We start from the raw sequence: 22398 nt of genomic DNA, 5'->3' as shown, positions 1-22398 counted from the left end.
GAATTAAGATGATTTTCTTACCCTGAGATACCACTCACAAAGCAGACGAACTTGTTTTTTTGTATAGCCTTTGGACACCATTCGACTAACAAAATCTTCATGTTTCTGGTTATCATCTGCTGAGGACTTGGCATTAAAAGAAATTACTGGAAGCAGATCCTCAGTATTTGAAAACATTTTCTTTTCAATCACGGTGCGCAATTTTTCGTAACTGTTCCATTTTGGATTAATCCCATCATTGCTAGCACGCGCTCTTAAAACAAAATTAACAACTTCATTTCTAAAGTCTTTTGGATTTGATATGCCGGCTGGTTTTTCTATCTTTTCTAGTTCGTCATTAAGTAGTTGCCGATCAAAATTTTCACCCGTCTCTGGATCTCGATATTCCTGGTCTTGGATCCAAAAATCAGCATAAATAACATAACGATCGAATATGTTCTGACCATACTCTGAATAGGATTCTAAATACGATGTTTGGATCTCCTTGCCTATAAAGTTTATATAGTTAGGTACTAAAAATGCCTTAATGTTTTCAATATATTGTTCATGAATAGCCTGAGGAAACTGTTCCTGTTCAATTTGTTTTTCAAGTATGTAAAGTAGATGTACCGGATTTGCCGCAATCTCAGTTGAATCGTAATTAAAGACACGTGATAAAATTTTAAATGCGAAGCGTGTTGATAGACCATCCATTCCCTCATCAACACCTGCATAGTCTCTATATTCTTGATAGGACTTAGCTTTTGGGTCAGTGTCTTTAAGCGATTCACCATCGTAGACCTTCATTTTAGAGTAAACACTAGAATTTTCGGGTTTAATCAAGCGTGACAATACTGAAAACTGAGCCAACATTTCTAGTGTGTTAGGGGCGCAGGGGGCTTCACATAGAGAAGAATTATTAATTAACTTTTTATAAATATTAATTTCTTCTTTAACACGCAAACAGTAAGGCACTTTGACAATGTAAACCCTATCCAGAAAAGCTTCATTATTTTTATTGTTCCTAAAGCTGGTCCATTCAGACTCGTTTGAATGAGCGAGCACAATGCCACGGAAAGGTAATGCCGACATACCTTCAGTGCCATTGTAGTTGCCTTCCTGAGTTGCTGTTAATAATGGATGGAGGACTTTAATAGGTGCCTTAAACATCTCAACAAATTCCATCATTCCCTGATTAGAACGACACAATGAGCCATCATAGCTATAGGCATCGGGGTCGCTTTGTGCAAATTCTTCTAATTTTCGAATATCAACCTTACCAACTAGGGCAGATATATCTTGATTGTTTTCATCTCCGGGTTCTGTTTTTGCAATGGCTATTCTATTTAAAATTGACGGTCTTAATTTAACGACTCTAAACTTTGAGATATCCCCAGCATAATCATTCAAACGTTTTACGGCCCACGGTGACATGATGTTATTTAGGCAACGTAATGGAATACCATATTCTTCATTGAGTATTTTACCGTCCTCCTCAGGGTTAAACAGTCCAAGTGGGCTTTCAAATACGGGAGAGTCTTTTATGGCATAAATGGATTGTATTTCCATCAACGATTTTAATTTTTCCGCAATAGAGGATTTGCCTCCGCCCACAGGACCCAATAAATATAATATTTGCTTGGTCTCTTCAAGGCCTTGTGCAGCGTGCTTAAAATAGGCAACAATTTGCTGAATTGAGTCTTCCATACCATGGAATCCCTTAAAAGCCGGATACTGATGCATGATTTTGTTAAAAAATATACGACTTAACAGAGGATCTTTAGCAGTATCAATAAGATCAGGTTCACCGATCGCCATTAACATTCGCTCAGCCGCATTGGCATAGACTTCAGGATTAGATTTACATAATTTCAAATAATCAGACAGCGAATATTCTTCTTGCTGATGGCTTTCATATCGTTGTTGGTATTGTTCAAAGATGCTCATTGGCAGTCTCCAATAGGTATTTTAAGCGAATATTTCCTTATATCCCTTTTAGGGAGTTATTATTATTATCAGCGTATAGTTACTTATGTTTGTAGTAGTGTTGTGTCTGGCTAATAGTTGTGTCTAATGGTCGTGTCTAATGGTCGTGTCTAATGGTCGTGTCTAATAATTGTGTCTAATAATTGTGTCTAATAGTTGTATTTAATAGTTGTATCTTATATTTGTGTCTAATGGTTGCTTCTAATAGTGTCTGTTCTGATAATGTTACTTCTAATAGAAATGCTAAAAATATGTATTAGTGAAAATTAATGCTTCTAATAATTAGTTTAGACTAAGTTTAAAAATATGCTCGACGGATCAACAAAATAGACCACAAAAGCGAGTTGACAATATGAACGTTTAAATTCGCAACGATTTTATCAACGCTAATTTCTTCATTAGCCGACTGCGTTGAATTCCTTGCATGATGCAGTGCCAACAAATCATTGGTATTATTGAAGACGAGAGACCCTGATGAGCCATAGTCGATAACAAAGATACATCTATTGCTCACGCAATAATCACACCGACAGCCCTGTTGAAAATCGATTTACTAACAGTGCATTAGCATCCACGGAGCGTAAAAGAAGAAAACATGAGGTCTTAGATAAGTAATCGCATTCGAGAGAATATTTGCTGCGTTGCTTCAAATCTGGTTTGTTTTATTTCATCAAAACCCGCTTTCAAATAGCATTGGAAGGCACCCGTATTTGCTGTCTCAACATCTAAAATAAGTTCGCGCTTGGTGTTTTCTTTGGCATCATGTAATACCTGAGCAATAAGGGCGGTAGCGATACCTATACGCCGGCTACTTGGCTCAATCGACACATGACCAATACAAATTTGATGGGGTGCAGGCGGAGCAAAGCATAAATCAAGTGATTCTTTGTAGGCAACAAGGTGAATAATTTGTTGTGCTGTTAACAAACCTCTTAAAGACGAAATCGTTCCTTGCTGAAATTCAATCGGCATTACACTAAACCAAGCCGCGCATATTCCCTTTATTGAGTTATTTTTTGCAGACGCAACCCAATGATAGCTTGCACTAAACTGCCCATGGGCTTGATGGCATGCTTGGTGCAAATAGGCTTTGCATTGAATTTCACCACCGAATAAGAAGCTAAGTAATCTAGGTTCAGAAGCAAATATTAGCTCGGCTATAACATCGGATTGCGACACATCACCGCGCTGGATATTCAATTATAAAACCGCTTTAACTCTGTTTAAGTAGAATGGGAACATCATCCTTTAACTCTTCCATATCGCTGATTGAGAGTTGACCGAGCTCCTGCTTTGGCTTGAATCGACCAACAACATTACCCTCAGGGTTGATCACAACAATTGAAGCACTGTGGTCAACGAGATAATTCGGATTGCTCATATCATCACTCATGGCGTACATCATGCCCATACTGCGAACGAGAGGGAATAACTGGTCATGCGGCCCGGTACTAGCAACAAAATCTTGGTTGAAGTAATTAATGTACTCATTTAAGCGCTCGGTTGTGTCTCTCTCTGGATCAACAGACAAGAACCAAATTTGCAGCGGCGTGGATGAAGCCTGTTGTGCTAATTCAGGATAAACTTTATTTATTTCGGCGAGTGTTACAGGGCAAATATCAGGACAGAATGTATAGCCGACAAATGCCAGTGTCCACTTCCCTTTAAGGTCAGCGTTAGTCATTGTTTCATTATTATGATTTGTAAGGGTAAAATCATGCAGGGCACGAGCTTGTGGATACCAACTCATGTGTTTAGTTTGTTCGCTGAGTGGTTTTTTCATACTGTCGGGCGGCGCAATGGTGATGGCCAGATAAATACCCAGAATTAAAGAAACAACGGCAACAACACCTACCCACTTATTTTGATTCATATCGACAACTTCTCATTCAAGGAATACACAAAGGTCTAATCACATAGACCTTATCTTAGCAGAATAGTTTACAAAGGAATGTAGTGATCAGCCAGCAATACCACGAATAAAATCATAAGATGGTAAATTGAGTATTTAAACGTATCCATCGCTGTTGTTGCAGTTGGATTATATTTTAGCTTTATAGCGTAATACATAAAACCCGCATTCAAAATAGTAGAACCCATGAGATAAATTAAGCCACTCATATCCACCAAATAAGGTAATACACATACCAAGCACAATAAAACCGTATATAACAAAACACAGGTTTTAGTGAAATCAATACCGTGCGTTACAGGTAACATTGGGATTTTAGCTTTGGCATAATCTTTTTCACGGTGAATAGCTAAGGCCCAAAAATGCGGAGGTGTCCACGTGAATACGATTAAGACTAACAACAGAGCGTAGGCATGAATATCGCCAGTAACTGCGGTCCACCCTAATAGCGGAGGCGCTGCGCCAGCTAAACCACCAATCACAATATTTTGCGGTGTCGCACGTTTAAGGTAAGACGTATAAATAAATGCGTAACCAACAAGGCTGGCCAATGTTAACCACGCAGTTAACATATTGACGAAAAGTGCCAACGACACAAAACCAATCGCACCGATAACAAAAGCAAAAATAAGCGCTTGTTTTGGTGAAACTTTACCGGTTGCAACTGGGCGGTTAAAGGTTCGTGCCATTAAACTATCGATTTTATGATCAACAACATGGTTAATCACGGCGGCTGAAGATGACAGCAAACCAATACCCAACATGCCAAAGACCAATATTTGCGGATCAATCCATGTTTCTGTAGCAAGGCACATACCGACCAATGCTGTGAGTAACAACAACATCACCACGCGAGGTTTGGTCATTTCATAATAGTCACGCCAGGTGGCTTGACGGCGAATGGATTTGGAAGCAATAGCTTGTTGGCTCATGCGCTTCTCCTTAGAAAATTGAATATAGTAAACTCAGTCATATTAATACTTCCGATACATTGTGTAGGTTAGGAGCACCATGACGAGTAATAAACAAGCGGCAACCGCATTGTGCAAAACAGCAACTGTTAATGGCAGGCTATAAACAACGTTGCTTACGCCCAACAATACTTGAGCACCTAATACCAAAGTCATCATTGTTGCTAGTCGTTTAACTAAACCTGAAGAAGAACGCTTGTACAGAGTAATAGCTAACCAACATAAGTAAATAAAGGTAATAATTGCGCCAATTCTATGCATAACATGCATGGTCGCGCGCTCTTGATAGTCATGCACTCCAAATTCATAATTTTCAGCAAACGGCACACTAAATGCGCCCACGATATCTAAATTTCCAAACCAATCACCTTCGCAAATAGGGAGTTCAGTGCAGGCAAGCGAGGCATAGTTTGCACTAGTCCAGCCGCCCAGCGCAATTTGCCAGACTACTATTGCGATACCCAGTGCACCAAACTTCGCATAAGGTCTAATTTGCGCATCACCACCAGGAATTCGATAGGGTGTTAATCTTAGGTAGAGTAAAAACAAACAAGACAGTACGGCAAATCCAGCGAGTAAATGTCCCATTACAACCACAGGTATTAAATTAAGGGTAACTGTCCACATAGCCAAAGCGCCTTGAAAACACGCCAAAACTAATATTAAAAAAGGTAGTTTCACCGGACCGCGTGAACCACGCATTTTTTTCGCTACTGATGTAAAAAATATAACGACGATGAAAAAGCCTAAGCCAGCAGCGAAATAGCGATGGATCATTTCGTTCCATGCTTTTTCAGCTTCCAATGGTCGTTCAGGAAAGGCTTGATTTGCACTCTCTACCAATTCTACAGACTGAGGAACCACCAAAGTCCCATAGCAACCAGGCCAATCTGGACAACCCAACCCTGCATCCATTAAGCGCATATAGGCACTAAGGATAATGATTAATAGTGCTAAAAAAATACTAGCAAGCACCAATTTCTTCATTATTCTTATATCCTGTTCTAACCGATTCGAGACAGCTTTAATAACTTGCGGAGATCCGCTAAAATGTCACGACTATCCATAATTGCTTGTTCACGTTCTAGCGTAGTATCAAATTTAAGTACTACGTTACCTAAGGTATCGACTAAGAAAATACCATTATTCCCGGTTTGTTGAAACATATTATTAACATTATTTATGTCAGTTTTTAACAATTTACCGAAATCATTTACTTCTAGATTTGTGACAGCCTTGGCGTCGCTATTGCCCGTCACAATAAACACAGCATCTACTCTGTCCATGGCACGACCCACGGCAGTGCGAACTTGGCTAATACTAAAGATAGCGTTCTCACATGCAGCGTCACACACATCAGGAACAATATAAGCTAAGCGCCAATGCGGCTCTTCGCCCGCAATGATAAACAAGTCGCCGGCTTCAATGATGGGGTTTAATAATTGCCCTTTATTGGTAGCGCCTTCGTTGAACCACCCGTTTTTCAATGCAATTTGAGCCAGTATGACTGGCAGGGTAAAAACTAAGATGAGCGCTAAAGCAGTGAGTTTTTTTGATTTTTGTTGCATGTTAATTCTCTTTATTATTTTTAGTGTTAAATAGCTTCATCAGGCTTAGAAGATAAATTGTCAGTGCAGCAATGCCTAAGCCAAACCATTGGACAGCATAACCTAAGTGTTTGTCGGGGCTCATCACAACGGGTTGCCAATTGCGCACAAATTCCGAATCAGGCTGCGGCGATAAATTGACAACGAAGGGAAAGAGTTTTCCTGACGTTAAAAACCCAGTAGCACTTAAGTGTTGTTTGATTTGCCTTATGTCTATTTGTTGCAGTAGTGCTGGAAACTCGCCAAAGGCAATATTAGTTTCCGATACCATGGTGTTCATTGATGGGTAACTCACGACCCCAGTAAATTGTCGTGATTGATTGCTAAATAAAGCCGTAACCTGCGAAGTTAACGACGGCAATTGACCCCGTCTGACGTTACCCCTAAGCCAACCAAAATTGGTCAGCACGATATCACCTGCAATCGTCATTACTGGCACCACAAGCTGATAGCCGGTCTTACCTGAGACTATTTTATTATCAATAAAAAACAAACTATCCATTTGCGCGGTTCCACTAAAGCTCACGGGGAAGTCTTGAATATCGGCATCTTTATTACTGACGGTCTGTTCAAGTAATAGTTCAAAGAGCTTGTAAGGCCTATTCGATTGGCGCTCATTAATTTGCGCTAAGCGGATATCTTTCTCTGCTTTTCGTTCTAATTGCCAAATACCCAAACCAAACATAATGACAACACACAATAAAGTGATTATGGTAGGTAGTATAGGAAGTTTTCGAATCCACATATTCTTATAATGACCTTTCAACATCCTTTGGAACTCTTTAACAGAGTGAACTAATATTTAGGGAGAGTGCAAATGTTATATGTAAAATTGACAATTGGCGGACTACTCATTTTCATGGTGTATAGTCTCTTTCAAGCAATGATGATCATGCTGAAAAACGATCAAAACCAAAACATGAGTAAATACATTGGTAGACGTGTACTTGCATCCGCCCTCATTGTTGGACTTATCCTCATTGCGGTAGCAACAGGTATCATCCAACCCAACCCAACACCGTATTAATTAACGTTAATAAAAAACTGACTAAATCGCGTTAATGAATAAACTAACCCTGCTCGCAAATATAAAGGCCATTTCTTTTGAAATAGCCTTTTTGTCTCTACAAAATATAAACAAAGAAAAATAGCATTACCCAAACGACGTCAACAAAATGCCAATACCAACTACCTGCTTGGAATGCAAAATGGTCTTTGGGCGTAAAGTGCCCTTTCCAACATCGACCGAATAAGACCATAAGTATGATTGTTCCTAACGTAACATGCATCCCATGGAAACCGGTTAATAGAAAAAACGTGTTACCGTAAACACCTGAATCAAGCTTCAAGCCCAAATCGACATAAGCGTGAACATATTCTTGAACTTGTAAAAAAACAAAAATACAACCTAATACAATAGTCGCTCCAAGTAATACCATCAGTTGCGTTCTTTTGACTTTTTCTAGGCCAACGTGGGCGTAATGCAATGTTACTGAAGAAGCTAATAATATGGCGGTGTTAATAAGCGGAAGTCCAGTCCACGGCATGGCTTTGGTTGAAGCCTCACCTGTCGTTATTGCATCCGCTGGGGTTATTAATAAAGGCCATGTGGCTTCAAATCCATTCCATAAGACTTCGTTTGTACTCGCATTATTAGATGCTCCGCCTAACCATGGAATACTAATTGTTCTAGCATAAAATAAAGCACCAAAGAATGCGGCAAAGAACATGACTTCAGAAAATATGAACCACACCATACCTTGTCTATAGGAACGCCCTAACTGGGCGCTGTAAAGACCGCTCATTGACTCGTCGATTTGGTTTTTGAACCAGCCCGTGAGCATGATTAGCAATAAGGCAAAGCCTGCCATGAGCGTATAGAAACCATAGCCACTTTTATCACGGGTAGTTTCGATAACAAAATTGCCAGCACCAACGGCGATTAAAAATAACGCCACAGCGCCAATGATGGGCCAGATGCTTTGATCGGGTACATAATATTTTTCGTGTTTCTCTTCAACCATTTTATTCTCCATTAGCTATTGTCCATGGCAACGACAACAGCAGGTTGTACTGTTGCAGATATGTCATATAGCGTGTACTGCAATGTAAAAAACGTAAACTCTTTTGGCAGTTGTGGGTCAACATAAAACTTCATGGGCATTATTGCCTCTTCACCGGCTTTTAGTGGTTGATGTTTAAAGCAAAAACACTCTGTTTTGTTAACATACAAAGCAGCAATCCCGGGTGATATTGAAGGTATAGCTTGTGCGATAATGTCATGCTCAGTTGGATTACGAACATAAAACTCAACTTCACCCATTTCGCCTGGGTGTAATCTAATTTCAGCAGTCTGCGCACTAAATTCCCAGGCCATACCAGAATGCGTACGCGTAATAAATTCAACTTTTATCGTCCTAGACTCGTCTATTACGACCGATTCATAAACAGCCGCCTCGTTTGATGGTTTGCCATTAATGCCGGTAAGATCACAAAACACATCATATAAGGGCACTAAGGCAAAACTAAAACCCAACATACCAATCACAACAAACACCAGTTTCTTGGCTGTTTTGGCGTTTTCAGACGCCATCTGAGCACGTGTTTTTGGTATCTCAGCATGCGCTGTTCGCTCATTCTCGAGCGCAACATTGGGTTTTTCAGCTGTACTTTTAGATTCAGGCTGTTCAGACATACCTTAGCTATCCTCGTTTATTTTATAAGCGGTGGTGTTGAAAAAGTATGGTAAGGCGCAGGAGATGGAATTTCCCATTCTAAGCCTTCAGCACCTTCCCAAACTTGATCAGATACCGGTTCACCAATTTTCCGGCACGCTTTGATAATTAGCGCTAGGAAAATCAATTGAGATAAGCCAAACGCGAACCCGCCGATGCTGATCCACTTGTTGAAGTCAGCAAATTGCAATGCATAGTCGGGAATACGACGAGGCATGCCTGCTAGTCCTACAAAATGCATAGGAAAGAACAACACGTTAACCGAAATCAGTGAGCACCAGAAATGCCATTTTGCTAAGGTAATATCGAACATTTTACCGGTCCACTTTGGCAACCAATAGTAAACCGCCGCCATAATAGAGAACAAAGCGCCTGTTACGAGCACGTAGTGGAAGTGAGCAACCACAAAATAAGTGTCATGATATTGGAAATCAGCAGGTATAATCGCAAGCATCAAGCCAGACAAGCCACCAATAGTAAATAAAACAATAAAGGCAATCGCAAACATCATTGGCACTTCAAAGGTCAACGATCCGCGCCACATCGTTGCTACCCAATTAAATACCTTCACACCGGTTGGCACTGAAATTAGCATGGTAGCAAACATAAAGAACATCTCTGCGGCTACCGGCATGCCCGTGGTAAACATGTGATGCGCCCAAACAATGAATGACAATAACGCGATAGACGCGGTTGCGTATACCATTGAGGCGTAACCAAATAGCCGTTTACGTGAGAATGTGGGCACAATAGCCGAGATAATACCGAAAGCAGGCAATATCATGATGTAAACTTCGGGGTGACCGAAGAACCAAAAAATATGTTGGAACATTACTGGGTCGCCACCACCGGCGGCATCAAAGAAGCTAGTACCAAAGAACTTGTCGGTGAGTACCATTGTTACCGCACCTGCAAGCACTGGCATAACGGCAATAAGTAAAAATGCGGTGATCAACCAAGTCCAGACAAACAGTGGCATTTTCATGTAGGTCATACCTGGCGCACGCATGTTTAGAATGGTCACAACGACGTTGATCGCACCCATAATCGATGAAATACCCATAATGTGAACTGAAAATACAAATAAAGCGGTACTGTCGCCACTGTATTGAGTTGATAGAGGCGCGTAGAAAGTCCAACCAAATGCGGGACCGCCGCCATCCATAAATAATGAAGAAAGCAGAATTATGAAGGCAAATGGAAGGATGTAGAAGCTCCAGTTATTCATCCGTGGCAATGCCATATCTGGCGCGCCAATCATCATAGGTATCATCCAGTTAGCTAAACCTGTGAAGGCCGGCATAACGGCACCAAAAACCATAATCAAACCATGTACTGTGGTCATCTGGTTAAAAAAGTGAGGATCAACTATTTGTAGGCCCGGTTGAAATAATTCGGCGCGAATAACCATGGCCATTGCACCACCAATCAAAAACATGATGAAAGCAAACCAAAGATAAAGTGTTCCTATATCCTTATGGTTAGTGGTGAATAGCCATCTTAAAATGCCTTTAGGAATATGATGCTCGTGATGGGCGTCGTGGCCATCGGGCGAATCATGTGCGTCGTTTAAAGTTTCTGTACTCATTTTGATGACCTCCTATTTACCGTTAATCACAAAATTAACATCTTTGGCCTGCACCATGTCGCCGGTATTATTACCCCAAGCATTTCGCTCATAAGTAACCACAGCGGCTATTTCAGACATGGATAACTGCTTGCCAAAGGCTGGCATATTATTTTTACCGTTAATGATATTGTCTATATGTACCGGAATATTTTGTTTTTCTATGGCAATTTTGCTGCCTTTTAAGGCTGGGAACATGGGTGGTAAACCGCCACCGTTTGCTTGGTGACAAGCGACGCAGGCCGTGTCATACACTTTTTTACCCTGCGTCATCAACTCTTCCATGCTCATGTTCATCGCAAGTAAACGTTGCTCTTCTTCGTTTGCTCTTCTCGCTGCGCTCTCTTGTTCTTGCACCCATGCACTGTATTCAGCAGGCCCTTTGGCAATCACCACAATCGGCATAAAACCATGGTCTTTACCACAGAGTTCAGCGCATTGACCACGATAGATGCCGGGCTCATTTACGTTAGTCCAAGCTTCATTGATAAACCCAGGATTAGCATCTTTTTTAATCGCAAAATCAGGTACCCACCACGAATGAATAACGTCATCGGAGGTGATCAAAAAGCGGACTTTTTTACCTGTTGGGATGACTAATGGACGATCTACTTCTAGCAGATAATTGTCGCCTTTAGTGAATTTGTTGCTAATTTGTTCTCGCTGGGTTGCAAGTAAAGAAAAGAATTCAACTTCTGGATTATTTTGATATTTATAATGCCATTTCCACTGCGAGCCGGTCACTAATATCGTAACCTCAGCCTCACTGGTATCTTCCATCGCTATAAGCGTTGTTGCCGCTGGCCAAGCCATGGCAATCAGAATAATAAACGGAATAACAGTCCACAAAACTTCGACTTTTACGTTTTCATGAAAATTAGCGGCTTTCGCGCCGGTAGATTTACGATGCATCACCATCGAATAAAACATCACCCCGAACACGAGGACTCCAATGACAACACAGATCCAAAGCATCAGCATGTGCAACTCATAAACCTCCAAACTGATGTCACTTGCTCCTGGGCGCATGTTGACGTTGGAACGCTCTGCGGCGGTTGTGGCTATTGCTGAATTACTAAACGTCAACATAACGCCGATTAGCAATGTAAATATTCGATTCACTTTGGTACTCCTCTCTAATCTTCTTCGTCGAGTTGTTAATTTTTAACATTTAGTGTGAAGATTTTGTTTGTTTTGTTATCTTGATGTAAATCACAGTGCAATGATTAAACAAAGTCCCTGCATAGTCTAGTGTTTTCTTGAAATTAGATTGAATATGCTTATAGCGATTAATTTTTAAACACTACGTTTATAAACTAGTCGAATTTAGCTGGACCGACGTGTTCAATGAATAAGCAGTAATGCGTATCAAACGATTTATCGCATTTACTTGTGCTTTTGTTAGCCCCATTATTGTACTCTTCGATTAACCCTGTAGAAAACAGATAATGCACGCAAGCTAATGAAATACCATGCAATAATAGGCAAATGGAACTCGTAATATTGCATATCAATGTTGCTAATATACAGACAGATTCTAGGGTGCCCAAGGCAAGAATGATGGCCATTATGAACAGACTTAAAACAAAGGGGTATTTATAGGTTGGATATTGCGACGGGGCCTAAGGAAAAAAAAACCGCTAAATAGCGGTCTTTTAAACTACGATATTTTTTATTTGCGAGTAAGCATATATAGCTTGCCCAACACTACATCCATTCTGAATTTCGGATAACGCCCACAGCAATTCCTTCAATATTGAACGGCTGAGAAGCTAAATCAACTTTAATAGGAGCGAATGCTTCGTTCTCTGCATGCAGTAATACTTGGCTACCGCGTTTTTCGAAACGTTTTACCGTGACATCTTCGTCAACCCGAGCCACCACAACTTGACCATTGTGAACGTCTGTTGTGCGATGCACCGCCAGGATATCGCCATCCATAATGCCGATATCTTTCATACTCATACCGCTGACTCTTAACAAAAAATCGGCATTTGGCTTGAACAGATTAGGGTCAATTTTGTAGTGACATTCAACATGTTCAGTTGCCAAAATGGGTTCACCCGCCGCAACGCGACCAATGAGTGGTAAACCTTCTTGGGCTTCATCGTCCAAGGCGCAATTCAACCTAATGCCACGCGATGTTCCAGGAATAATATCGATCACGCCTTTCTTAGCGAGTGCTTTTAAATGTTCTTCCGCGGCATTAGCCGATTTAAAACCTAAATGACGCGCTATTTCAGCACGAGTGGGCGGCATGCCCGAATCGATCATCGTGCTCTTAATGAGGTCGAGTACTTCTTGTTGCCTGGGAGTTAGTGGACGCATAAACAGCCTGTTTTTCTATACAGTTAAATTCAAGTATATACGGGAAAACGCAAATGGCAACGATCAAATCATTATTTGTTTGAAAACGATCGTAAAAACAACAATCACTTAAGTATGCAATTTGTATATAAACGAACTAAAGCAATGCTAAACTGTCGTGATATTATTATGGCGTATTGACTTTTATCTGGAAAACTTCATGACTGGCGCACGCGCATTTTTTCTTAAAATATTCACTTTACCCATTCGTTGGCTGATTTCTGTTAACAGCGTTCCTGCGAATATTGAAGTTGAACTAGGTATAGATAAAAAGAAACCTCTCTTGTACTTGATTCAAACCGAATCAATTACTGACCTCGCTGCTTTGCAAAAGTCGGCAGCCGGTTTAGGCTTGCCTGATCCCACTTCATCTATTGAATTCTTGGGAGAAGAGCATAAACGTTGTTACTTCTTAACTCGACCGCAAAGCTTACTATCAAGAAAAGTGAAGAAGACCAGCATTGAGGATGTGTTTACAAACATGTTCCATTTGCATCGCGAAAATCCGGATCTTGATTTACAAGTAGTGCCCGTGTTTATCTCTTGGGGCAGATCAGCTAGTAAAAAGTCCTCTGGGTTTGCGCAATTATTAGCCGACAGAGCCTCTCCTAGTTGGTTGAGAAAACTCCTCATTGTTATCTTTTTGGGGCGTGACAATGTGGTCAGTTACAGTAAAGCCGTATCCACAAAGCAGATGGGACAGCTGCATGGTTCAAATCAAAAGATATCTCAAAAATTAGTCCGCGTAGCAAGGACTCACTTTCAACGCAAGCGCCAAGTTTTGAACGGTCCAACACTTTTAGAACGTTCAACCTTGTACAACTCATTGCTAGGCTCCGATTCAGTTAAACAAGCCATGTTAGACACCATGCGGCAGAAAAATATCAGCACCCAAGAAGCAAAAAAACTAGCCATCGGCTATATCGATGAAATTGCAGCGGACTATCGCGTGGGTCTTATTCGCATCAGCGAACGCATATTGGGCCGCATTTGGAATAAAATCTATAACGGTATACATGTTGGCCACGCTTATCGAGTGCGTGAACTGGCGCAAAATGGTCATGAAATTATTTACGTACCTTGTCATCGCTCGCACATGGATTATCTATTGTTAACCTATGTAATTCATCATGAGGGCTTGGTTACGCCCCATATTGCAGCCGGTATAAATCTCAACTTTTGGCCAGTCGGTAAGATATTTAGACGTTGCGGTGCATTTTTTCTACGCCGCAGTTTTGCCGGTAATAAACTTTACACAGCGACCTTTAGAGAATACTTAGAGCTACTATTTAACCGCGGGTATTCAGTTAAATATTACCCAGAGGGTGGACGATCACGAACCGGACGCTTACTGCCTCCTAAAACGGGTATGCTAGCAATGACCCTGCAAGCGGCGCTTAAAGGCATCAATCGACCGGTTTCGATTGTCCCTGTTTACTTAGGTTACGAGCATGTAATGGAAGTAAAGAGCTATCAAAAGGAGCTCAGAGGAAAGGGCAAGAAAAAAGAATCGCCAACTCAGGTATTTTCAGCAATTCGCAAACTCAAAAACTATGGCCATGGTTTCGTGAACTTCGGTGAGCCCTTGCAGATTAACCAATTCCTGGACAAACACGTAGAAAATTGGAGCGTAACAACATCGGATGACCCGGATAAGAAACCGGCGTGGCTAACACCGGCAGTAAATGTGCTTGCTAACACCATCATGACGCGAATTAACCGAGCCGCAGCATTGAACGGCACTGCGTTAGTTGCGCTATGCTTGCTTTCATCGAAAACTCACGCTATGAGTGGATCAGAACTAACTAGAGCAATCAAAGATTACTTATCACTGTTGACAGAAGTCCCTTTTAGTGTCGATTTTACACTGCCAAAAGAACCGGCACAGGAATTAGTGCAAACCACGCTGGCACTCAATCGATTTCAACAATCAAGCGACCAATACGGAAAATTAGTCGCCGCCAAAGAGGATACCGCGGCACTACTTACTTACTATCGCAACAATATTTTGCACGTGTTCGCTTTACCAAGTTTGATCATGGCGGTGATTTTCAATCACAAAAAAACGCAGAACTCAGCGGTCATTGAGATGGTTGCCAAACTCTATCCTTTACTAAAACGTGAATTCTTTATGCATTTCTCTTTAGAGCAAGCTCTTGAACATGCTGAAGCGCTTATTGTGCAAATGAAAAAGCAGGGTTTATTGAAGCAAGACGGAGACTTTTTATCACCACCCTCGTCGAGTGACGACGGTTTCCACTCGGCTTGGTTATTGAGTCGTGCAATGCAAGAAACCTGGCAACGTTATGCGGTCGTATTAAGAGTTTTGGAAAAAGAAAAAACCATTGCCCGCTCTCATTTAGAGAAGCAAAGCTGTGTTATTGCCGAACGCCTTTCAACACTTTATGGAATGAGCTCACCAGAGTTTTATGATAAAAATGTATTGGGGTCGTTCGTAAACGCATTGCGTGAAAACAAATTACTCAACACGCTCGAGAGCGGGACCCTAGAATTTTCAGAAGACAGCTTAGCCTTAAAAAAAGCCATTATGGAGTTAGTTTGGCCTGAAATCGCCCAGCATTTAGAGAAAATATAAGCAAGAAGGCAGATTAATTCTGCCCTGATAAAAACAATCTATACGCAGGATTATCTTTGTGTTCATGCATTTCAAAGCCAAGCTCGCTGACATGCAAATCAAATAACGAGCGCTTATCGTCATCAATATCAAAGCCGGCTAAAACTAAACCTTCGGCGGCACCATGATTGCGATAGTGGAACAGCGTGATATTCCATTGCTCTCCTAATTTTGTTAAAAAGTGCATTAGCGCACCAGGGTATTCAGGGAAGGAAAAAGAGAATATATGCTCGTTGATATGCTCTTGCGGCTTACCACCGACCATATGTCTAACGTGCAACTTGGCTAACTCGTTATCCGACATATCGAAACACTCGTAACCATTTTTATTCAGTCGCTTTAACAACGCTTGCAACTCTAGCATACCGCGTTTTAGCTTAACCCCGACAAAAATGTGCGCTTCGTCACTTTTTGCATAGCGATAATTAAATTCAGTTATTGTGATACCACCTAACATGGCACAGAAAGCCTTAAATGAGCCTTTTGCCTCGGGTATTTTTACGGCGAAAACAGCTTCTTTTTGCTCGCCTAATTCACAGCGTTCGGATACATATCGAAGTGTGTGAAAATTAATATTCGCACCACATAAAACACCGCCAATCACCGCGCCTTGAAGCTTGTATTGCTTGGTATATTTGCGAATACCAGCCACTGATAAGGCCCCCGCGGGTTCAGCTATCACTCGCGTATCGTCAAAAATGTCTTTAATTGCGGTACAAATTTCATCATTTGAAACGGTAATTACATCATCCAAGTATTCTTGGCATAATCTGAAAGTTTCGCTGCCAATAGTTTTCACTGCAACGCCATCTGCGAAAATACCGACGGTCGGCAAAGTAACAGGTGCACCTTTCTCCATTGCCGCGGTTAAACAGGCAGACTCAACAGACTCTACACCAATAATTTTGATGTCAGGACGCAGTTGCTTTACGTAAATCGCGATCCCAGCAGCCAAACCACCACCACCCACCGCCACAAACAAGTATTCTAAGTTGGGGTTTTGTTCCAACATCTCTTTCGCTATCGTCCCCTGTCCTGCAATGACATCAGGATGATCAAAGGGCGGTATCATCGAATAACCATTTTCAGCACACAATTTTTTGGCTAAATCACTGGCCTGATCAAAACTTGTCCCCGATTGCACTACTGTGACGTTATTACCACCAAAACGCTTTACCGCCTCTACCTTAATCTCAGGCGTGGTTTCGGGCATTATAATTGTCGCTTTAATATTTAACTTTTTAGCAGCATAAGCGACACCTTGTGCGTGATTACCTGCTGAAGCAGCAACAATCCCTGCTGCTTTTTGTTCATCAGTGAGGTGGCGAATACAATTATAAGCCCCTCTAATTTTAAACGACTTAACCGGCTGTTGATCCTCACGTTTCAAATAAACTTTGTTTTTAAGCTCAGTCGACAAACTAGCTAAATAATCCATATCCGAATTAATTGCGGCCTCATACACAGGTGCGCATAATATTTTAGTTAAATATTGATATGGCGACAGTAGACTTGTGGCTGTCGAACTCTTTGGAGCCGCGTTGTTCATATTTACGTTATTTGACTGCATTAATAATCCAATTTTGATGGCTCACGCACATTGCCTTTAACAGCGTGGCTTACTTGACATTTATTATCAAAGCTAAGCCCCGCATCTATGCGTTGAACAGTGCATCTTATCTACCCGCTTTTGCAAACACCACTTTTACAATGTGTTAGCAAATCTAAAGCAAGATATCCGTTAAAAGAGTAAGGGCGTTAAAACCAAAAAACCCTCTTCAGTCGAGGGTTTTGTGGATCCTGAGAATGCACTGCGCCCTCGCTCAACTACCGTCATTGCACATTTTGTGTGTATGTCGGTGTTACGAAGATGCTTGAAAATATTGATTCATAGGGTCGTCACATGAACAATGTGCCCTAATTCTAGGTGCTTCGCAAGGGTTTCTTAAGAATACTCTCACAAAGGTCAGCTGTTTTTATTGCGTCCATCCAATAGGCTATGGTAAATGAAATCAATAGGATTTACTGCATGTCTTTATCCATCGTTTACACCCGGGCTAATTTGGGGGTTGCTGCACCGCTAGTGACAATTGAGGTGCATTTGTCAAATGGACTACCCGCATTTAACTTGGTGGGCTTGCCAGAAACGACCGTAAAAGAATCAAGAGACCGTGTCCGCAGCGCCATTATCAATTCTGACTTTGAATTTCCTGCAAAAAGGATCACGGTAAACATGGCGCCTGCCGATTTACCAAAAGGAGGAAGTCGCTTTGACTTAGCCATTGCGATTGGCATCATCGCGGCCAGTGAACAACTTAAAAGAGTCGATTTGAGCCAATATGAATTTGTCGGCGAGTTGGCTTTGTCGGGCAATTTACGCCCAATACAGGGTGCATTACCTATGGCATTTGCAGCCTCAAAGTCAAACAGACAACTAGTGCTACCAAAGAGCAACGGTGATGAAGCAACCTTAGTAAGTGCAGCGCAAATTATCGCCGCCAATTCACTCACAGAGGTGTATTTGCACCTTTGTAACAAACGTAAAATAAGTGCCCACATCACCAAAAAAGTAAAAGTAACGCCCTCTATATATGGTGACATGTCGGAAATTGTCGAGCAACAGCACGCCAAAAGAGCCTTAGAAATTGCCGCAGCGGGGGCCCACAACATTCTATTTTTTGGCCCCGCCGGAACAGGGAAAAGTATGTTGGCGAATAGACTATTGTCAATTATGCCAGAGTTGGACGAAGAATCAGCATTAACATCAGCTTCCATTCGGTCTATTTCGGGTGATCAAATTTGTCCATCAACGTGGCGTAATCGCGCATTTAGGCAGCCTCACCATACCTGTTCAGCTATTGCACTGGTGGGTGGGGGCAGCTATCCAAAGCCAGGAGAGATTTCACTCGCACACAAAGGAGTTTTATTTCTGGATGAACTACCTGAGTTCGGCAGGCACATATTAGATGTGCTACGCGAACCCATGGAAACCGGTGAAATCAATATTTCACGCGCGGCACAGAAAGTGGTTTATCCAGCTGACTTTCAATTAGTCTGCGCCATGAATCCAAGCCCAACGGGTGATATAGATGATCAACGCTCAAACCCCGACCAAGTACTTCGTTATTTGAATCGAATTTCGGGTCCTTTTCTTGATCGCATTGACCTCCAAGTCAATGTGCCAAAAATCGATTTGAGTAAAGCCTTAAAAATAAAACACCAAAGCAAATCTCTTATTGATACCAAGCCAACAAATATAAGCAGTAATGTCCATCTTTTGAAAGTATCGTCAAATTCGGAGCTCGCCTCCTGTATTGATCGACCCTATGATGAGATCCCCGCCTCTGGATCCCCCATTAGTAATGAGAGCTCTGGTATTGAGAGCTCTAGTATTGAGAGCTCTGGTATTGAGAGCTCTGGTATTGAGAGCTCTGGTATTGAGAGCTCTGGTATTGAGAGCTCTGGTATTGAGAGCTCTGGTATTGAGAGCTCTGGTATTGAGAGCTCTGGTATTGAGAGCAGTGCAATCGTTAAAAGCCGTGTAGTAGCGGCTCAAGAACGCCAATTAAAACGTCAGGGCAAGTTAAATAAAAGCTTAAGTGGTAGCGAAATTGAGCAGTATTGTCCATTAAGTGAAACGGAAAGTTTATTTTTAAGTAAAGCTATGCAGAGTATGAATTTATCGATGCGTGCTTATCACCGAACAATGCGAGTGGCACGAACTATTGCAGATTTAGCATGCGTTGAACGCGTGAATCAGCAACATTTGGCCGAAGCTCTTAGTTTTAGGAGCTTTGACCGAATGTTAACTGAACTCACTGAGTGAACTAGCTACCCTGATCCACTTAAAAAATTGCTTCATTTTGCGTGTCCAATCGCCTCATAGGGTTAAACGCAATAGACAAAACAGGGCCGCACTAGCCTTTATTTCAAACTACACACATTAACTTTCGAAAAGGTCAATCATGACACGCATCAAAGCTTCGTTTTCCCGTTCGCGCAAAAAACACAGACCTAAGGAGTAAGGCTCAATATCTTCTACCTCAACACTGGTGACTTTGGTTTTAGCTACCGAGTTGTCTAAAACAATTTGTGGTACAAAACCTATGCCTAAACCTAAAGCGACCATACTAACAATAGCTTCGTTTCCTGACACACTGGCGTACACTTTTGGTTTAACGCCATGTTCAGCGAACCAGTTGTTTACGGTTCTTTTAGACGGTCCACCAGCTGGCATTACGACGTTGTGTTCATGCCATTTCACATCACCAATATTGGCTATCTGCAGTGTTTTAGGAACAATCAGAACCAAGGGTACTTTATCAATTTGTATAAACGATAAATGATCAGGAAATTCCGGGGTGTGAATAGCAATAGCAATGTCGGCTTTGTGCTGCTCAATAGTATCTATGGCAAGAGAATGATCGCCTGTGTCTAGTTGCAGTTCGATTTGAGGATATTGTGCCTGTAACTTATCCAATAACTTGGGCAAATGACTTTGGCTTGCCGTTACCGAGCAATATAACGATAGTGCCCCCCTCAATTGGGTTTGCTGTTGGCCAATATCAGCGCGCACCTGCAACCAAGCATTTATAGTTAATTCAGCGAATTCTAAAAATCGTTGTCCTGCTGCGGTCATTTTAACACTGCGATTATTACGCACAAACAGGGCAGCACCGCATTCTTCCTCTAACCGGCTGATGGCTCGCGACAAGGTCGGCGGTGAGACAAACATAGCGCGAGCCGTTTTGCCAAAATGCAGGCTTTTGGCCAAGTGACGGAACATTTGTAGCGTCTTCAATTCCATTTTTATCACCTGTTTTAAACATCAACTAATAAAATATTAAAATTAACGTTTCATTTTATGAAATATTAAGTTTCAAATATATCACTTTATAAAACAAAATGTTTTACCTATTATAAAAGGATGTCGTCACAGACACAAAAATTGACATTCAATCGGCTTTAAATTATTTAGCAGTTTGAGTGAGATGCTTGAAAAGCAGATTCAAAAAATTATTGGACAGAAAATGACAAATTATTTTAACACCTTACCGTTACGCAAGCAGCTAGACCAACTCGGTCAGTGTCGCTTTATGCACAAAAACGAATTCGCAGACGGATGTGATTATCTTAAAGGCCAGTCAATTGTCATCGTGGGCTGCGGCGCACAGGGTTTAAACCAAGGTTTGAACATGCGTGACTCTGGTTTAAACATCAGCTATGCATTACGCCAAGCCGCTATTGATGAAAAGCGCGATTCGTTTTTACGAGCGTCCTCAAACGGTTTTACCGTTGGGACTTATCAAGACTTAATCCCCAGCGCAGACCTAGTGTATAACTTAACGCCCGACAAACAACATTCAAGCGTCGTTGAAGCAGTGATGCCACTCATGAAAAAAGGCGCAACACTCAGTTATTCGCATGGCTTCAATATAGTTGAAGAAGGACAGCAAATCCGTGCTGACATTACCGTCGTTATGTGCGCGCCCAAATGTCCAGGAACTGAAGTTCGGGAAGAATATAAGCGTGGGTTTGGTGTACCAACACTGATTGCTGTGCATCCAGAAAATGATCCTGAAAATAAAGGCTGGACGACGGCTAAAGCATTAGCAAGCGCAACTGGTGGCGATAGGGCCGGTGTACTTGAAAGCTCTTTTGTTGCTGAAGTAAAGTCAGATTTAATGGGTGAACAAACCATTTTATGTGGTATGCAACAAACAGGCGCAATACTCGCCTTTGATAAGATGGTAGCCGACGGTGTCGATCCAGCTTATGCAGGTGCGTTAGTTCAATATGGATTAGAAGCCATTACTGAAGCGCTTAAAATCGGCGGCGTAACCAACATGATGGATAGGTTGTCTAATCCTGCAAAAATTGTTGCTCACGAATTATCAGTTGAACTGACGACAATGATGCGACCGCTATTTGAAAAGCATCAGGACGATATTATTAGTGGGCATTTCTCAACCAATATGATGGAAGACTGGGCCAATGACGACGCCAATTTATTAAAGTGGCGCGAAGAAACGGGTCAATCCGGTTTTGAAAACGCACCTACGTATGGCGGTAAAATTTCCGACCAAGAGTTTTTTGATAAAGGCATTTTGCTTGTTGCAATGATTAAAGCGGGCGTTGAGCTAGCCTTTGATGTGATGGTTGAAGCCGGTATTCTACCTGAGTCAGCTTACTATGAGTCATTACATGAAACACCACTTATCTCAAACACAATAGCGAGAAAGCGTCTGTATGAAATGAACGTGGTTATTTCAGATACGGCTGAATACGGAAACTACTTATTTACAAACGCGGCGTTGCCCTTGCTGCATAAACAGTTAATGCCAAAAATTACCGCCGAACATATTGGCGGTGGATTAACGGAAAAATCCACGGGCGTGGACAACAAGAAGCTAGTGCTAGTTAACAAAGCAATTCGTGCTCATGGCGTGGAAAGTGTTGGCGAAAAACTTCGCGGATACATGATCGACATGAAAGCTATTGTAGCGTCTGCGTAAGCGAGGATCGTGTGCTCAGTTTGTTATTCCCGGACTGACTACATCATTTTTTGCTAACACAGCA

The 22398-nt window shown here is 41.6% G+C and carries 18 protein-coding genes; 4 read left to right on the top strand and 14 right to left on the bottom strand.

All coding sequences use genetic code 11. The annotated features are described in order from the left end of the window. Positions 1–3 precede the first annotated feature (3 nt). From G399_RS0102210 to G399_RS0102180, 7 genes are all read right to left on the bottom strand, one after another. Positions 4–1926, bottom strand: a complete 1923-nt coding sequence (locus G399_RS0102210) for a PrkA family serine protein kinase (protein WP_006009252.1) — start codon at positions 1924–1926, stop codon at positions 4–6. 642 nt (positions 1927–2568) lie between these two features. Beyond that, entirely contained in the window at positions 2569–3165 is a 597-nt protein-coding gene (locus tag G399_RS0102205) for a GNAT family N-acetyltransferase (protein ID WP_006009248.1), read from the bottom strand. 13 nt (positions 3166–3178) lie between these two features. Beyond that, on the bottom strand, positions 3179–3838 hold the full coding sequence (locus G399_RS0102200) for an SCO family protein (protein ID WP_006009246.1): 660 nt from the start codon (positions 3836–3838) through the stop codon (positions 3179–3181). 68 nt (positions 3839–3906) lie between these two features. Beyond that, positions 3907–4809, bottom strand: coding sequence for a heme o synthase (gene cyoE / locus G399_RS0102195; RefSeq protein ID WP_006009244.1), 903 nt, complete (start codon positions 4807–4809; stop codon positions 3907–3909). A gap of 42 nt (positions 4810–4851) precedes the next feature. After that, a complete protein-coding gene (locus tag G399_RS0102190; protein WP_006009242.1) occupies positions 4852–5835 on the bottom strand; it encodes a COX15/CtaA family protein in 984 nt (327 codons plus the stop codon). A gap of 17 nt (positions 5836–5852) precedes the next feature. Beyond that, positions 5853–6416: a hypothetical protein gene (locus G399_RS0102185; RefSeq protein WP_006009241.1), complete on the bottom strand. Its 564-nt coding sequence runs from the start codon at positions 6414–6416 to the stop codon at positions 5853–5855. Between the two features lies 1 nt (position 6417). Next, positions 6418–7200, bottom strand: a complete 783-nt coding sequence (locus G399_RS0102180; RefSeq protein WP_026843373.1) for an SURF1 family protein — start codon at positions 7198–7200, stop codon at positions 6418–6420. A 72-nt stretch (positions 7201–7272) separates the two neighbouring features. Here G399_RS0102180 and G399_RS0102175 point away from each other — a divergent pair, with 72 nt between their 5' ends. Further along, on the top strand, positions 7273–7482 hold the full coding sequence (locus G399_RS0102175) for a DUF2909 domain-containing protein (RefSeq protein WP_006009238.1): 210 nt from the start codon (positions 7273–7275) through the stop codon (positions 7480–7482). A 97-nt stretch (positions 7483–7579) separates the two neighbouring features. Here the strand turns inward: G399_RS0102175 and G399_RS0102170 are convergent, their stop codons facing one another. From G399_RS0102170 to lexA, 5 genes are all read right to left on the bottom strand, one after another. After that, positions 7580–8479: a cytochrome c oxidase subunit 3 gene (locus G399_RS0102170; RefSeq protein WP_006009236.1), complete on the bottom strand. Its 900-nt coding sequence runs from the start codon at positions 8477–8479 to the stop codon at positions 7580–7582. A gap of 11 nt (positions 8480–8490) precedes the next feature. Beyond that, a complete protein-coding gene (locus G399_RS0102165; RefSeq protein ID WP_006009234.1) occupies positions 8491–9150 on the bottom strand; it encodes a cytochrome c oxidase assembly protein in 660 nt (219 codons plus the stop codon). A 17-nt stretch (positions 9151–9167) separates the two neighbouring features. Beyond that, positions 9168–10778 (bottom strand): cytochrome c oxidase subunit I, encoded by a 1611-nt coding sequence (gene ctaD, locus G399_RS0102160; RefSeq protein ID WP_006009233.1) that lies wholly within the window; start codon positions 10776–10778, stop codon positions 9168–9170. A gap of 12 nt (positions 10779–10790) precedes the next feature. After that, positions 10791–11906, bottom strand: coding sequence for a cytochrome c oxidase subunit II (coxB, locus tag G399_RS0102155; protein WP_193362902.1), 1116 nt, complete (start codon positions 11904–11906; stop codon positions 10791–10793). Positions 11907–12524: 618 nt separating this feature from the next. Continuing rightward, positions 12525–13145 (bottom strand): transcriptional repressor LexA, encoded by a 621-nt coding sequence (lexA, locus tag G399_RS0102150; protein WP_026843371.1) that lies wholly within the window; start codon positions 13143–13145, stop codon positions 12525–12527. Positions 13146–13344: 199 nt separating this feature from the next. Between lexA and plsB the strand changes: the two genes are divergently transcribed. Next, on the top strand, positions 13345–15780 hold the full coding sequence (gene plsB / locus G399_RS0102145) for a glycerol-3-phosphate 1-O-acyltransferase PlsB (RefSeq protein ID WP_006009228.1): 2436 nt from the start codon (positions 13345–13347) through the stop codon (positions 15778–15780). A 13-nt stretch (positions 15781–15793) separates the two neighbouring features. Here plsB and ilvA read toward each other — a convergent pair whose 3' ends face one another. Then, positions 15794–17368: a threonine ammonia-lyase, biosynthetic gene (ilvA, locus tag G399_RS0102140; RefSeq protein ID WP_051288462.1), complete on the bottom strand. Its 1575-nt coding sequence runs from the start codon at positions 17366–17368 to the stop codon at positions 15794–15796. A gap of 480 nt (positions 17369–17848) precedes the next feature. Between ilvA and G399_RS19980 the strand changes: the two genes are divergently transcribed. After that, positions 17849–19645, top strand: coding sequence for a YifB family Mg chelatase-like AAA ATPase (locus G399_RS19980; RefSeq protein ID WP_026843369.1), 1797 nt, complete (start codon positions 17849–17851; stop codon positions 19643–19645). 117 nt (positions 19646–19762) lie between these two features. Here the strand turns inward: G399_RS19980 and ilvY are convergent, their stop codons facing one another. Beyond that, the gene (ilvY, locus tag G399_RS0102130; RefSeq protein ID WP_006009222.1) at positions 19763–20626 is read right to left on the bottom strand and encodes an HTH-type transcriptional activator IlvY; all 864 of its coding nucleotides are present in this window, start codon (positions 20624–20626) and stop codon (positions 19763–19765) included. 223 nt (positions 20627–20849) lie between these two features. Here ilvY and ilvC point away from each other — a divergent pair, with 223 nt between their 5' ends. Further along, positions 20850–22334: a ketol-acid reductoisomerase gene (gene ilvC, locus G399_RS0102125; protein WP_026843368.1), complete on the top strand. Its 1485-nt coding sequence runs from the start codon at positions 20850–20852 to the stop codon at positions 22332–22334. Positions 22335–22398 lie beyond the last annotated feature (64 nt).

Source organism: Brumicola pallidula DSM 14239 = ACAM 615, from assembly GCF_000428905.1.
GTDB classification, from domain to species: domain Bacteria; phylum Pseudomonadota; class Gammaproteobacteria; order Enterobacterales; family Alteromonadaceae; genus Glaciecola; species Glaciecola pallidula.
This window is presented reverse-complemented; position numbering and strand designations above follow the sequence as displayed.

Bases quoted from the DNA above. Each gene is read 5' to 3' on its own strand.
- G399_RS0102210 (WP_006009252.1), bottom strand. From the start codon at position 1,926: ATGAGCATCTTTGAACAATACCAACAACGATATGAAAGCCATCAGCAA.
- G399_RS0102200 (WP_006009246.1), bottom strand. From the start codon at position 3,838: ATGAATCAAAATAAGTGGGTAGGTGTTGTTGCCGTTGTTTCTTTAATT.
- cyoE (WP_006009244.1), bottom strand. From the start codon at position 4,809: ATGAGCCAACAAGCTATTGCTTCCAAATCCATTCGCCGTCAAGCCACC.
- G399_RS0102190 (WP_006009242.1), bottom strand. From the start codon at position 5,835: ATGAAGAAATTGGTGCTTGCTAGTATTTTTTTAGCACTATTAATCATT.
- G399_RS0102185 (WP_006009241.1), bottom strand. From the start codon at position 6,416: ATGCAACAAAAATCAAAAAAACTCACTGCTTTAGCGCTCATCTTAGTT.
- G399_RS0102180 (WP_026843373.1), bottom strand. From the start codon at position 7,200: ATGTGGATTCGAAAACTTCCTATACTACCTACCATAATCACTTTATTG.
- G399_RS0102175 (WP_006009238.1), top strand. From the start codon at position 7,273: ATGTTATATGTAAAATTGACAATTGGCGGACTACTCATTTTCATGGTG.
- G399_RS0102170 (WP_006009236.1), bottom strand. From the start codon at position 8,479: ATGGTTGAAGAGAAACACGAAAAATATTATGTACCCGATCAAAGCATC.
- G399_RS0102165 (WP_006009234.1), bottom strand. From the start codon at position 9,150: ATGTCTGAACAGCCTGAATCTAAAAGTACAGCTGAAAAACCCAATGTT.
- ctaD (WP_006009233.1), bottom strand. From the start codon at position 10,778: ATGAGTACAGAAACTTTAAACGACGCACATGATTCGCCCGATGGCCAC.
- coxB (WP_193362902.1), bottom strand. From the start codon at position 11,906: ATGTTGACGTTTAGTAATTCAGCAATAGCCACAACCGCCGCAGAGCGT.
- lexA (WP_026843371.1), bottom strand. From the start codon at position 13,145: ATGCGTCCACTAACTCCCAGGCAACAAGAAGTACTCGACCTCATTAAG.
- plsB (WP_006009228.1), top strand. From the start codon at position 13,345: ATGACTGGCGCACGCGCATTTTTTCTTAAAATATTCACTTTACCCATT.
- ilvA (WP_051288462.1), bottom strand. From the start codon at position 17,368: ATGAACAACGCGGCTCCAAAGAGTTCGACAGCCACAAGTCTACTGTCG.
- G399_RS19980 (WP_026843369.1), top strand. From the start codon at position 17,849: ATGTCTTTATCCATCGTTTACACCCGGGCTAATTTGGGGGTTGCTGCA.
- ilvY (WP_006009222.1), bottom strand. From the start codon at position 20,626: ATGGAATTGAAGACGCTACAAATGTTCCGTCACTTGGCCAAAAGCCTG.
- ilvC (WP_026843368.1), top strand. From the start codon at position 20,850: ATGACAAATTATTTTAACACCTTACCGTTACGCAAGCAGCTAGACCAA.